The organism is Algibacter sp. L4_22 (assembly GCF_023473045.1).
Lineage (GTDB): Bacteria > Bacteroidota > Bacteroidia > Flavobacteriales > Flavobacteriaceae > Algibacter.
Map to the genome: position 1 here is coordinate 398,369 of NZ_JAMCOK010000005.1, position 13,444 is coordinate 411,812.

Genomic DNA, 13,444 nt, shown 5'->3' on the forward strand with positions numbered 1-13,444 from the left:
TGAAGAGCTCTAAATTAAAGATTAAAAAAAGAAATAGGGGGACAAGTACTGTTAATTTATTTATAGAATTATAATTTTAGAAATTTAATTGATCAATCTTGGCTTGTAAACGTTGAATTAATATGAAGATATTAGATAAGCTAGTCGCATCTTTTTTACGGACAGACCCAGTGAAAATTAAAGTGCTTCCATTAAGTGCAATAGAACTGTTTTTACTTGCCATTAATTTCCCTGTTTCGGGACTTTCTAAAAGTAATTTGGAGTATTTACTTTTTTCTCCATAAAAATTAAAAGAATCACTCCTAGTAAGGAAACTTAAAAAAGAAGCTTGAGTTAATGAGCAAGAATTGAAATTGGGTTTTAAATCCGATTTCTGCGATTTAATGGTAGTTAATAACCATTTTCGCCCCCATTGAGCTTCAACTTTAATAGTCCAAAAATTATTTTGTTCAACAAACTTAACCTCTCCTTTAAGAAGCGTATTCATTGATTTAATTATAGAACTTGCGTAATGGTGATTTTCTTGCAATGACTTTATTAAATAACTCGATTTTTATTTTTGATTACTGAATTAATTCCAATGTTCATCAAAGTCTAGATCTTCATAATCATCAATATCTAACTCATCATCAAATTCACCAAAACCGTCTTCTTTATCAGCTTCAAAAACTTTATCTGGAGCGGTATCAGGAACTTGCCCTTGCACAAACATTAAGTTTGGGTAATCGAAACCTTCGGTCTCTTCTACAATTTCAGCTAATTCAACATAAAAAGTCCACATGCTTAAAAAATCATAAACATAAATAAGCTTCGTTTGCATTTCGAAAGCAACGTCGTTAATAGCTGTTTCGTTCATTAAACGGGCAGATTCATCGTCGCTTAAATCGAAAAGAGATATTTCTTCACCTTGATTCCATTGGTCATCACTTCTGTAAAAAGATGCCATTTCACTACCATCAAAACCAAAAGATTGCGTAATAATGTTATGTAAATCCTCTAGGGTGTCATCCTCTTGAATTTCTAAATCGCGAAAAACATCTTCGTCTTTTTTATCGTTATCTAAAATTACTCTAAATCTGTAAATCATCAATGAAAAATTTAATGCGTAAAGGTATACTATTTAAACTATTTGGTAAAACGATGTAATGTAAAAGTTATGCTTGTTAGCAAGAAAAATGCACCCACTTGATGTGCAACACCTAACCATAACGGAACTTGATAAATTAACGTTAAGACACCCAATAAAAATTGTAATAATACTAAAATTAGTAATGAATTAATACCTTGTTTTTGAAGTATTGTTAAAGTGCTTTTTTTAGATTTTTTCCATATGATAAATATTAGAAACACGACAATATAAGCTAAAATGCGATGTACAAATTGAATACCGCTTGGGTTTTCAATAAGGTTTTTATAAAAGGGGTCTAAAACATAAACAGTATGATGCATAAAGGCTCCTTCATTCATTAAAGGCCAATGGTTGTGTAGTAAACCGGCTTTTAAACCTGCGATAAACGCGCCATATATAATTTGAATAATAATAACCACATAGCTTCCAAAAATTAGATTTCGCATGGGTTTATTAGCAGGTTTTCTATTTGGGTAAATGAGATCTAAAGCCACCCAGAGCGTTGCTGCAAAGGTTATAAATGCGGTAACTAAATGGGCTGCAAGTCTGTAATGACTAACGTCTGGCATATCTATTAAACCACTTTTAACCATGTACCAACCTAAAAAACCTTGAAAAGCGCCAAGACTTAATAAAACTAAGCATTTTTTTATAGTACTTTTTGTGAGTTGTTTGCGTATTAAAAAATATAAAAACGGAATTATAAAAACCATTCCAATCGAGCGACCAATAACGCGATGCAACCATTCCCAAAAGTAAATGCTTTTAAAATCTTCAATGTTGAAATGATTGTTATACGCGTTAAATTCAGGGTGTTTTTTGTATAAATCGAAAGCTTCTTGCCATTCTAGATCTCCAATTGGCGGAATGGTTCCTGTGATTAATCGGTAGTTAGAAATTGATAAACCAGAATCGGTTAGCCTAGTAATGCCTCCAATAACAACCATTATAAAAATAAGGAAGCCTCCTGTTAATAACCAATAAATTACTGCTTTGTTGTCTTTTTTCATTTTTATACTCCTAAAATTACGTGTCCTACTTTATTGAATATCTATTATTTTTTTATGAAAGGAGAGAATATTAGTTTTTCAAACCTAAATCTTTACCTTTTTTTAGCATGAGTTGATAAGCAGCATCGTATTCATTAGGAATTTCACCTTCAAGAATAGCTTCTTTTATAAAATCTTTTATAACTCCAATTTCGCGGGATGGTTTCATGTTGAAAGCTTTCATAATTTCTTCACCAGAAACTGGTGGTTGAAAATTACGTACTTGATCTCGTTCTTCAACTTCAACAATTTTATCTCTAACAATTTTAAAGTTGTTATGATATTTATTGAATTTTTTAGGGTTTTTTGTAGTAATGTCGGCTTCGCAAAGGGTCATTAAATCTTCTACATAATCTCCGGCATCAAAAACCAAACGGCGCACAGCAGAGTCTGTAACTTCTTGGGCTAACACAATTGGGCGAGAGCTCATAAATACCATTTTCTGGACAAACTTCATTTTATCATTCAATGGCATTTTTAACCTTTTAAATAAATGGTAAACCATTTTTGATCCCTCAAATTCATGGGCATGAAAAGTCCACCCCACTTTTTTACTAAAGCGCTTGGTTGGCGCTTTACCTATATCGTGTAAAAGGGCAGCCCAACGTAACCAAACATTATTGGTGTGTTTCGCTATATTATCTACAACTTCTAAAGTATGATAAAAGTTGTCTTTATGGCGTTGTCCTTCAACTTCATCAATCCCTTTTAGAGCAGTTATTTCTGGTAAAATATATTGCAATAATTTTGTTTTTTCGAGTAATAAAAAACCAATAGATGGTGTTTTGCTTTCTAAAATTTTATTCAATTCGGTAACAATGCGTTCTTTGGTAATTATTTTTATTCTATCACTGTTTTTAGTTATAGATTGAAGAGATTCTTCTTCAATAGTAAAATTTAATTGTGTTGCAAACCTAATAGCACGCATCATCCTTAAAGGATCGTCACTGTAAGTAATGTCTGGATTTAAAGGCGTACGGATTATTTGTTTTTTCAAATCATCAACACCTCCAAACGGATCTAATAAATCTCCAAAACTGGTGTCGTTTAAATTTAAAGCAAGGGCGTTAATGGTGAAATCACGACGGTTTTGATCATCTTGTAAAGTACCATTTTCAACCGATGGATTTCTGCTGTCTTCAGTGTATGATTCCTTACGAGCTCCAACAAATTCAATCTCAATATCTTCATAACGAAGCATGGCTGTTCCGTATGTTTTAAACACCTGTACTTTAGGTTTGTTTGGTAAGTTTTTAGCAACCTGTTTAGCTAGTTTTATACCATCGCCAATGGCAACCACATCGATATCTTTGGCGGAGCCACGTTTTAAAATAAAATCGCGTACAAAGCCACCAATCACGTAACTATCCAAATTTAATTCTTTGGCAGATTGTGAGATGATTTTGAAAATTGGGTTTGTTAATGCTTCTTTATAATTCATACTATATTATGACCACTAATTTGCGAATGGTTTTTATTCTAATTTTTCGAAAACCAATAGTTTTGTATTGTAAACAATCAATTTTTTTAAATAATTAATGAGCTTGTGATTGAAATTTATTTCCGTATAATTTTCACCACACCACTGTTACTCAGTTTTATAATAGACGATGGGTTTGCGCATATTTTTTCGCGTTGCAAATTTACAACATAGTCCACACCTTTTAAAACCTTAGGAGCTATTTCTTTAAAGGATTTGGGCGTCGGAAAGCCGGTAATGTTTGCAGAAGTAGAAACTAATGCGCCATTTAACCTTCGGCTTAGTTGATAACAGAATTCATCGTCAGGAATTCTAATAGCAATCGAGCCATCTTCGGCAATTAAATTAGGAGCTAAATTTTGTGCGTCGTCGTAAATAATAGTGGTTGGTTTATCTGTAACATCCATTATGCTTAAGGCTGCTTCTGGAATATTTTTAACGTATTTTTTCAGCATTCTATCATCGGTAACCAAGCAAATTAGAGCTTTACTATCTTCGCGTTGCTTTAATTTGTATACTTTTTTTACCGCTTCTGGGTTTGTGGCATCGCAGCCAATTCCCCAAACGGTATCGGTAGGGTAGAGTATAAGGCCACCTTGTTTTAATACTTGTATCGCCTTATTTATTTCTTCATTCATATTTTGAACCTTATATTTGCAGTCGTGCAAATTTACAACAGAAATTCAAATTGATATCAAGTTGGTTTATTTTATAAAATGAAGGAAATAAAAGTATTTACTAAAAGTTCAGAAAGTGAGTTCAATACAAAGCTCACGAAACTCGTTCATGATTTTGATAATTTAAAAGACGGCGTAGGCAAAAGAAACATAATTAAAATTGTTGAAGTTGATGGGGTTAATTTGAATATTAAAGCTTTTAAAATTCCTAATGTAATAAATCAAATAGTTTATAATTTTTTTAGAAAAAGTAAGGCGCAACGCTCATTCGAATATGCTAAGAAGTTAACAGAAATGAATGTTGGTACGCCAAAACCGTTAGCTTACTTCGAATTTAAAAAATCTTTATTATTTAATAAAAGTTTTTATATCAGTGAGCAATTGGATTGTGATTTAACTTATCGAGAGCTTCTCCATGATTTTAACTACCCCGATTACGATAACATTCTTAGAGCATTTACGAGGTTTACATATAGTTTACATGAAAAAGGTATTCAGTTTTTAGATCATTCTCCAGGAAATACTTTAATTAAGAAAAATGGTGATAATTATGACTTTTATTTGGTAGATTTAAATCGAATGAATTTTGGGACTTTAGATTTTGATACACGTATGCAAAACTTTGCAAGACTTTCTAAATACAAAGAAATGGTTGAAGTAATGAGTGATGAATATGCTAAATGTAGTAATGAAGATTATGATAAGGTTTTTACTGCTATGTGGATAGAAGTTCAAAATTTTCGTGCAAAATTAGAACGAAAAAAAGAGTTGAAAAAGAAGTTAAAGTTTTGAGTTTTTCCAAAGTTTTTTAAGTTCGCGATAACGGTAGTTTACACCATACGCGCTTAAATAACAGATTTTAAAACCTTCTTTGCCATCTAAAATACCTAACCTAATAATATAATTAGTTATAAACTTAAAAGCAGGCCTTAAATATAAATGATAAGCATTTGTTTTTTTTCCTTTATTAAAACATTCCAATGCTTTCAGCTTTGCATAACGTTCCATTTTGGATTTGTAATGTGCAGAACTGTTAAAGCAATAATGAAGCATATTGTTTTTTAGCAGTTTGCTTTTGCCATTAATTTCTGGCATTTCGTGTACAATTTTATCTTCAAGATATTTTACTTTTCCGTTTTTAAACAACCTATAGGTAGTATCAGTTTGAAAACCACTAAAACGAATTCTTTTTTGTTTGAAAAAGTAGAGGCGCTTCATCATGAAACCTACAGTTTCGTCTGGATTTTTTATTTCTTTAAGAATTTCCTTTTTTAATTTCTTAGGAATGCGCTCATCTGCATCAATAAATAGAATCCAATTACTGGAAGCTTGTTGTAACGCAAAATTACGCTGATCTGCAAAATTTTTAAATTCTCGTTGAATTGTTTTTACATGGTTTAACTGTTTAAGTTTTTCAAAAGTACCATCATTACTAAAAGAATCTACGACAATAATTTCATCTACAAAATCGATGTTTTTAATCACATTTTCAATATGTTTTATTTCATTGAAAGTGATAATAAGAGCCGATATTTTTTGTTGATTTTTCAAAATAAATGTTACTAAAATTATTTAGTAAAAGGTTTGTTATAACTTTTTAGAGTAAAAAAGTTTAGTCGTTTTCTAATTTTATATTTTCTTATAAGATTTAAAGGTTTTCTTTTAAGATGTTTTTTGTCTTTATGTAAAAAGTCTATTGTTGCAGAAATTACACGTTGTGATGATTTTCCATCAAAATAGGGATGTAGGTCTTTAATAAATGTATCAATGTTTTTTATTAAATCAGCAGGATAAGTTAAAGCTCTTTTGAAAGACGCTTCAATAAGATTAGCATCGTTTATATCAATTAAATAATTGTGTTTAAAGGTGTGATTAAAAGTCACCACAGTTTTTTTTTGAAGTAAAAATTCTTGTATTGCCGATGTAGTATCTGCAAATAAAATATCGGCTTGTTTAAATAAAGGGACCAAATCTGTAGTGTCGTAAAACGTAAAATGTGGTCCTGTTAGTGTTTTCCATTTCGTAACAATTTCTTTTGTCATTTTAGGATGTAAAACCAACTTAAAATTATATTTCCCAGAAGTTGAAAGTGATTTTATTTTATTAAAAACAGAATCATTGTGTGCTAAACTTAAACGTTCTGTAAAAGTAGAAGCAATCATAATAGTTGGAATACTTTCTTTTTTCTTGTCTTCAATAGGAAATAATGGGTCTACTTTACTCCAGCCTGTTTCAATAACTTCAAAATGGGGGTAAAGTTCTTGCTGTTTTTTAAAGCCAATAGTTGTAGTTGGACCTTGTGTACAGTATAAATCAAAGAAACCACGAATTCTAAAATGAGAAAAACTGTTTTTTGCTTCAGGTCTTTTTTGTGCATTAAAACCATGAAAAATCTGAACTTTAATCCCCGAAATAAAATCAGGAATATCATTAGTCGCGGCTAAAACAATATGAGGTTCATAGCTTACAACATCTTTAATAGTATCAATTACATTTTGCTTTTTTTGTAGTGCTACTTTTCCATCCTCTAAATCGCTAAACCATTTTACAGTATAGCCTTTTTTAATAATTTCTTCTTCTAAAGGATTACCTATAGGTATAGCGTAGCTATAGGATATGTATATTAAAAACTTGTACTGCATTAATTATTTGCTTTATATATTATGCCAAAATAACGGTTTTATTTCGCTTTTGGAAGATTGTTTTTATCTCATTCGGTTTTCTAACCATTGCAAGATATATTCTAATTTTTTTGGAGGGCAAAGATCTAGGCTTTGTAATCCTAGAAATAAAATATTATTTCTTTTTTTATTTAATTTGAATTTATACCACCTTAGATGTTTTTTGTACGATCTAAAATACATTAATTGTAGATCGTTTTTTAAAATACAAGTATTGTTTTTTATCTCTAGGTGGTTTCCTAATCCTTGAGGAGTAAATTGGCTTGTATTTCTAAATTTATACTTTATGTTATTTATAAATATAGATTCGTTTGCTTTAAAATAATTTTCAAAAGTTGATTTTTTAAGCGGATGTGGGGTATGCTTAAAGTTATAATATTTATTAAAACCTATAAGTTTTGCTGCATTTTGTTGAATGCTTTTATGTCCAGTTCTTGGTTTTTTAAATTTTTTATAAATAATATCTTTGTCAAATTTAAGCCACTTTCCTCTTAAAACGGGGTTGCCGTTTATAAAAAAATCACTCGGTTTTGTTTCATTAATTAAAAAGAAATCATCATTCAAATATATAAAATGTTCGGCCAAATTAGGTATCCTATACATGCAGGTTTCAATAGGTCTGCAATTAAAAACAGGTAAATACTCTTCAAAGTCTTTAAATATAATGCTGTGGTCAACGATATTAACTTTGTTGTATTTACTATTGCTATCTTTATTTTTTAAAAAATCAGGAGTTTGGTTATCTGTTATTATATGTATATTTCTAATATATGTAGCGTACTTTAAAATGGAATCAATTGTATATTGAATTTCATTAACTTGATCGAATCTTGTTCTAAATTTTTTGGATTTAACTTTTTTTGTATCCTCTAGATATGGGAGAATTTTTTCTTTATGATTTTCATCATTACCATCAACCCAAAGAATTACAGCATCTATAGGGGCATCATTAAAACTGGTTTCTGTCATATTTTGTTTGTAAAGCGGAGATATTAAGTTTCATTTGCTAGTTAAATTCAGTGATAACCTTTTGTCCGTTTTTAAGTTGTGGTAATTTAAAGTAATCGCCTATAATTTTGTTGTATTCTTCTGGATCGTAGTCTCTTCTTGCATCTGATGGATAAAATGTCAATTCACCAAAAATTATCTTGTCATGTATCGAGTAAAAATCTACACGCACAAAAGGAATATTTTTTGCTAATTTTTCAGATAACTCAATCATTTTATTTAAAGTCGCGGGTTTTTCAATAGGCCCTTCGATTCTATTTTTAAGAGGCATTTTATTAAATGGAAGTTTATTGAATTCTAAGTCATATGAAGCTAATTTTAGGTTTTCTTCTCTGTCAATATGTACTTCCATAAATTTTACAATACCATCGAAACAATAGAATTTATAATCCGTTAGTGATTCCCTTTTTTCGTCTTTGATAAATTTCTCAGCTATTATCCTTGGTTTTACGTCTTTATATGCCCATTCTTGCCCAGTACGATAATACTGGTTTATATTAAGCCATTTTTTTAGTAATTTATTTGAAAGTGCTTTATCAAGTTTGTTTTTATCTTTGACAATCAAATTATATCCACTAGCATGTGTAGCTTTTAAAACAAATTGTTGAGGCAATTCATTATATTTAATTTCTTCGGGGCTATCGTAAACAGCGTAAAGTTCGTTTAGATATTGCTTTCCTATTTTTTCTTCAACATAATCTCTTACAGCATATTTATCTACTAGTTGGGTTAAAATAGTTGGCCGATAAAATACTTTATACCATGCTATTTTTTCATTAAATTCTATTGGATTTTCTAAATTTAATTTTTTACCAGTAAAATATTCATAATGAGATTTCGCGTATAATTTTGGTGGTAAAAAGCGCATCTTTCGTAGTGTTCTTAAATAGAATTTGCGTATTTTTTTTATCATTTATGAAATAGTTTTGGTAAATATAGGGCGAAATTGTTTTCTCTTGTTAAGAGATGTTTTACCTAACATCCACGTCGTTATATTTTTTAAAAGATTTGTAAAGCTTAAGTTTTCTGCTTTAAAGTGTTGTTTATCTTTTTTTTAGGGTAATTGCTTTTGAGGTTTTGCTTATTCTATCTTCTTATTTAACCAGTTTAAAATATATGTTTGCGTTTTCGTATTTGCCATTTCTAAGCTTTGAAATGTTAGGAATAATTTATTATTGCTAATATCATACACATATAGTTTAAACTTAACTACCCAGTAGTTTTTATAAGATCTAAAATAAGTTAATTTAGTTTTCTTGTCATAGTGATAAGTGTTGTTTTTTATCTCTAAATGATTTGCAAGGGTTTCGGTAATAAATTGGTTATTGTTGTCCCTAAATTTATAGGCAATGTTGTTTTTAAGTAGCTCGTTCTTGTTTTTGAAAAAATTAGTGAGGGTAGATTTTCTCATAGAAACTGGAGTGTGATACCTTTTTAAGAACGTTTTTTTGCCATCATTTGCTAATTTAGCACCAATTTGCATTGATTTTCTTAAAGTACCTTTTTTTCTTCTTTTTTTGTCTTTTTCCGAACAGAGATAACGATAATAAAACGCTTTTATTTTTAAGTCTTCATAATATTTTTCCCACCTTCCTCTTAAAATGGGAATACCATCAATAAAAAAATCTTGTAAAGAAGCCTTTTTCATAATGAAAAAATCATCGTTAAAAAGGACGTAATGCTCCGAAAGGTTAGGAATTCGATGTAAGAGTGAAATAATTGAAGTTGAATTGAAACAAGGTAAAAATTCTTCATAACCTCGAAATAGAATTGTATGATCAATTATTTCCAAATTGGTACCAGATGATTTACCCAATGCTTTTAAATTTTCAAAAGTATCGGGTATTTGATCATCGGTAATTAAATATATATTTTTAAAACAAGGTGCATATTTTATGATAGACTTAATACAAATATCTATTTCTCCAATAGAATTGTATCTAGCACTTTCTTTCTTTATACTGAAATCTATTTTAACTTTTAAATGCTCATTGATTTTTTTTTGCCATTTTTTATCATTGCCATTAACCCATGGAATTATTGCATCAAGTTTAATATTTTCAGTTTGTTCTTTCATAAAATAAGACTTTAGATTTAATAAGAGTCTATATTGTGATATTTAGAGAATAATATAAAAAATTAAACAGCTACACTATGTTCACGTAGAGCATCGTTAAGCGATGTTTTCTTGTTAGTACTTTCTTTACGTTTACCAATAATAATAGCACATGGTACATTGTAAGTTCCAGCAGGGAATTCTTTTGCATAACTACCTGGTATTACTACCGAACGAGCAGGAACTCGACCTTTATATTCAACAGGTTTATCACCCGTTACATCAATAATTTTTGTGCTCATAGTTAAAATAACTCCAGCTCCTAAAACAGCTTCGGTTTCTACACGAACACCTTCAACCACAATACAACGACTTCCAATAAAGGCGTTATCTTCAATAATTACTGGAGCAGCTTGTAAAGGCTCTAAAACACCACCAATACCAACACCACCAGAAAGATGAACATTTTTACCAATTTGCGCACAGCTGCCAACAGTTGCCCAAGTATCTACCATAGTTCCTTCATCTACATATGCGCCAATATTTACGTAACTTGGCATTAATATAGTTCCAGCAGAAATATAAGCACCATGACGAGCAACAGCATGAGGTACTACACGAATGCCTTTTGCAGCATATCCTGTTTTTAAAGGGATTTTATCATGAAATTCTAATGGTCCACATTCTATAGTTTCCATTTTTTGAATTGGGAAATATAAAACCACGGCTTTTTTAACCCATTCGTTAACTTGCCACCCACCTTCAACAGGCTCTGCAACTCGCAATTCACCGGCATCTAATAAATCAACAACTTTTCTAATGGCTGTTGTAGTTGCCTCTTCATTTAATAGGTCTCTATTTTCCCAAGCTTGTTCTATTATCTCTTGTAATTGTGTCATTGTGTATTTTTATTTTTCGCAAATATAATAGGTATCGATTAAAATAGAGTAAGTATTAAAATATAATATTCATGTTTAAATGCTATTCATCGATTAGAATTAGTTCAGTTTCATCGTTTAATCATGTATTTTATCTTTTTGAATTGACTTATTGTCGAAAAAGCACTCGTTACAATGTTTTTAATCGTCAATATTTTGCACTTAGACGTTTCGTCGTTGAAAACGTACACATTTTCGGCTTATCGATGATCTAGGTTGATTCAACTAATTTATTGTTTTCAATGTTGTGTTGCACTATATATTTGCACCATCAAACGATTACAACAGATATGAAAACAAATTTTATAATACTTTTAATTTTATTACTTACAGTTTCTCTTGGAAACGCACAAAGCGAAAAAAACGAGAAATTAGTTATAGAAACTAGTGAAATAAGTTCTGTTGAAAACAATACTAAGCAAGATATAGTTGAGACTGTTGAAGAAGATAATTTATTAATTGATAATGAAGAGTTTCAAGCTATCATGGCAAGAACTACTAGTGATATTAGAAGTTATTTAAATAGAGAAAGAAATATTAGTAATATTGGTTTAATGTTTCCATCTATGGAAAAAAGAGTAAAAGCTTAAATCAAAACATAAATTTTTTATATTAAAAAAGGTTATCTGAAAAGATAGCCTTTTTTGTTTTTAAACAGTTTCAATAAGTTTAATAAGTTATTTTTGTACAAAATTTATTTATGGCACGCATTTTAGCAATAGATTATGGCACGAAACGCACGGGAGTTGCAATTACCGATGAATTACAGATAATTGCCTCTGGGCTCACCACCGTTAATACTAAAGATATTCTTAATTTTTTAAAAACGTATTTATCTAAAGAGAAGGTTGAATTGTTTTTGGTGGGCGAGCCTAAGCAAATGGATAATACGGCTTCAGAAAGTGAAGCTTTTATTCTTCCGTTTTTAAAAAAATTAGAAAAGCAATTTCCTAATATTCCTATAAAACGTGTCGATGAGCGCTTTACTTCTAAAATGGCTTTTCAAACCATGATTGATAGCGGATTGAAAAAGAACCAAAGAAAAAATAAAGCTTTGGTAGATGAAATTAGTGCTACTCTTATTTTACAAAGTTATCTGTATTCTCAGTAATGCGTAATTATAGTTTAATTTAAAGCTAAATATTCACCTTTAAATAGGTTTTATCAGTGTTAAAAAATGTTATTTCTAAGCAAAAAGTTCGCAATAAATTTATAGAATTGTACTTTTGCAAATATTAACAAAGAATATAGAATGATTTTACCTATTGTAGCATACGGCGACCCCGTTTTAAAAAGAAAAGCCACCGAAATTACTGAAGATTATCCAAAACTGGATGCTCTTGTAGATAATATGTTCGAAACCATGTACAATGCCTATGGAGTTGGTCTTGCAGCGCCGCAAATAGGTTTGCCAATCCGTATGTTTTTAGTAGATACTACGCCATTTTCTGAAGATGAAGAATTAACAGAAGAGGAGCAAAAAAGTTTAGATGGATTTAAACGCGTTTTTATAAATGCGGAAATTACTAATGAAGAAGGAGAAGAGTGGGCTTTTAACGAAGGTTGTTTGAGTATTCCAGATGTTCGTGAAGATGTTTTTAGAAAACCAACGATTACTATTGAGTATTTAGATGAAAACTTTAAATCGCATACCGAAACGTTTGATGGTTTAGTTGCTAGAGTAATTCAACACGAATACGATCATATTCAAGGTGTTTTATTTACAGATAAACTATCTAGCTTAAAAAAACGTTTAATAAAAGGAAGACTTTCAAACATTTCAAAAGGGAAGATAAAAGTAGATTACAGAATGAGCTTCCCAGATCAAAAAAAGAAACGATAATATTTGCAAGACATCAATAAACATTTGATATTTGCCACTTTCAAAAAATAATTTATGAGTTTAGATAAAGTTCTATCAATAGCAGGGAAACCAGGTTTGTACAATTTAGTAACGCAAACCAGAGGTGGTTTTATTGCAGAATCGTTAATCGATAAAAAGCGAATTACTGTTAATGTGCGTCAAAATGTTAGCGTTTTAAGTGAAATAGCTATTTATACCTTAACAGAAGAAGTTCCGTTGAAACAAGTTTTGTTAAATATAAAAAATAAGGAAAACGGACAAGAAAGCTCAGTTAAGCCAAAAGATGGTAAAGATAAACTAGAAGAGTACTTTTTTGATGTTTTGCCAGATTATGATGAAGATCGAGTATACCCAAGCGATATAAAAAAAGTATTACAATGGTATAATTTGTTAGTGAAAAATAATTTTCTTGATGATTTAGAAGCCGAAGTTGCAGAAAGCAAAGCTGCAGATGAAGAAGAATAAATACTCGCATATTTAAAATAGATATTAAAGCCTCCAATTTTGGAGGCTTTTTTTGATTATATTGTAAGGATTATGGCGCTTTTGCGTCTATTAATTA

At 30.2% G+C, this 13,444-nt stretch carries 16 protein-coding genes; 5 read left to right on the forward strand and 11 right to left on the reverse strand.

The genetic code is table 11. The features are described from left to right. Positions 1 to 76: 76 nt before the first annotated feature. From M4I23_RS15110 to M4I23_RS15130, 5 genes are all read right to left on the reverse strand, one after another. Complete coding sequence (locus M4I23_RS15110; RefSeq protein WP_158848858.1) at positions 77 to 487, reverse strand: hypothetical protein; 411 nt, start codon at positions 485 to 487, stop codon at positions 77 to 79. An 84-nt stretch (positions 488 to 571) separates the two neighbouring features. Beyond that, complete coding sequence (locus M4I23_RS15115; RefSeq protein WP_158848860.1) at positions 572 to 1,087, reverse strand: hypothetical protein; 516 nt, start codon at positions 1,085 to 1,087, stop codon at positions 572 to 574. Positions 1,088 to 1,125: 38 nt separating this feature from the next. Continuing rightward, the gene (locus M4I23_RS15120; RefSeq protein WP_249754972.1) at positions 1,126 to 2,139 is read right to left on the reverse strand and encodes a COX15/CtaA family protein; all 1,014 of its coding nucleotides are present in this window, start codon (positions 2,137 to 2,139) and stop codon (positions 1,126 to 1,128) included. A gap of 70 nt (positions 2,140 to 2,209) precedes the next feature. Continuing rightward, on the reverse strand, positions 2,210 to 3,619 hold the full coding sequence (locus M4I23_RS15125; RefSeq protein WP_158848864.1) for a CCA tRNA nucleotidyltransferase: 1,410 nt from the start codon (positions 3,617 to 3,619) through the stop codon (positions 2,210 to 2,212). Between the two features lie 116 nt (positions 3,620 to 3,735). Continuing rightward, on the reverse strand, positions 3,736 to 4,296 hold the full coding sequence (locus M4I23_RS15130; RefSeq protein WP_249754973.1) for an L-threonylcarbamoyladenylate synthase: 561 nt from the start codon (positions 4,294 to 4,296) through the stop codon (positions 3,736 to 3,738). A gap of 78 nt (positions 4,297 to 4,374) precedes the next feature. On the opposite strand from M4I23_RS15130, the gene M4I23_RS15135 reads away from it, so the two are divergent. Further along, on the forward strand, positions 4,375 to 5,127 hold the full coding sequence (locus tag M4I23_RS15135) for a lipopolysaccharide kinase InaA family protein (RefSeq protein ID WP_158848876.1): 753 nt from the start codon (positions 4,375 to 4,377) through the stop codon (positions 5,125 to 5,127). On the opposite strand, the gene M4I23_RS15140 is transcribed toward M4I23_RS15135, so the two are convergent. The 6 genes from M4I23_RS15140 to M4I23_RS15165 all read right to left on the reverse strand — a co-directional run bounded on the left by M4I23_RS15140 (position 5,116) and on the right by M4I23_RS15165 (position 10,979). Beyond that, positions 5,116 to 5,886 carry a glycosyltransferase family 2 protein gene (locus M4I23_RS15140; RefSeq protein WP_158848878.1) on the reverse strand — a complete coding sequence of 257 codons (771 nt, stop codon included), beginning with the start codon at positions 5,884 to 5,886 and terminating at the stop codon, positions 5,116 to 5,118. The two genes, M4I23_RS15135 and M4I23_RS15140, sit on opposite strands and share 12 nt — an antisense overlap. 17 nt (positions 5,887 to 5,903) lie before the next feature. Then, positions 5,904 to 6,977, reverse strand: a complete 1,074-nt coding sequence (locus M4I23_RS15145; RefSeq protein WP_158848880.1) for a CDP-glycerol glycerophosphotransferase — start codon at positions 6,975 to 6,977, stop codon at positions 5,904 to 5,906. Positions 6,978 to 7,040: 63 nt separating this feature from the next. Then, entirely contained in the window at positions 7,041 to 7,985 is a 945-nt protein-coding gene (locus M4I23_RS15150) for a Stealth CR1 domain-containing protein (RefSeq protein ID WP_249754974.1), read from the reverse strand. A 37-nt stretch (positions 7,986 to 8,022) separates the two neighbouring features. Continuing rightward, complete coding sequence (locus tag M4I23_RS15155; protein ID WP_249754975.1) at positions 8,023 to 8,937, reverse strand: ATP-grasp fold amidoligase family protein; 915 nt, start codon at positions 8,935 to 8,937, stop codon at positions 8,023 to 8,025. Between the two features lie 168 nt (positions 8,938 to 9,105). Next, entirely contained in the window at positions 9,106 to 10,101 is a 996-nt protein-coding gene (locus M4I23_RS15160; protein ID WP_249754976.1) for a Stealth CR1 domain-containing protein, read from the reverse strand. A gap of 62 nt (positions 10,102 to 10,163) precedes the next feature. Then, positions 10,164 to 10,979 carry a 2,3,4,5-tetrahydropyridine-2,6-dicarboxylate N-succinyltransferase gene (locus M4I23_RS15165; RefSeq protein WP_158848886.1) on the reverse strand — a complete coding sequence of 272 codons (816 nt, stop codon included), beginning with the start codon at positions 10,977 to 10,979 and terminating at the stop codon, positions 10,164 to 10,166. 329 nt (positions 10,980 to 11,308) lie between these two features. Between M4I23_RS15165 and M4I23_RS15170 the strand changes: the two genes are divergently transcribed. The 4 genes from M4I23_RS15170 to M4I23_RS15185 all read left to right on the forward strand — a co-directional run bounded on the left by M4I23_RS15170 (position 11,309) and on the right by M4I23_RS15185 (position 13,347). Beyond that, positions 11,309 to 11,608 carry a hypothetical protein gene (locus M4I23_RS15170; RefSeq protein ID WP_249754977.1) on the forward strand — a complete coding sequence of 100 codons (300 nt, stop codon included), beginning with the start codon at positions 11,309 to 11,311 and terminating at the stop codon, positions 11,606 to 11,608. Between the two features lie 110 nt (positions 11,609 to 11,718). Then, a complete protein-coding gene (gene ruvX / locus M4I23_RS15175) occupies positions 11,719 to 12,129 on the forward strand; it encodes a Holliday junction resolvase RuvX (protein ID WP_158848890.1) in 411 nt (136 codons plus the stop codon). A 141-nt stretch (positions 12,130 to 12,270) separates the two neighbouring features. Further along, a complete protein-coding gene (gene def, locus M4I23_RS15180) occupies positions 12,271 to 12,861 on the forward strand; it encodes a peptide deformylase (protein WP_158848892.1) in 591 nt (196 codons plus the stop codon). A 54-nt stretch (positions 12,862 to 12,915) separates the two neighbouring features. Continuing rightward, positions 12,916 to 13,347 (forward strand): DUF5606 domain-containing protein, encoded by a 432-nt coding sequence (locus M4I23_RS15185; protein ID WP_249754978.1) that lies wholly within the window; start codon positions 12,916 to 12,918, stop codon positions 13,345 to 13,347. Positions 13,348 to 13,444 lie beyond the last annotated feature (97 nt).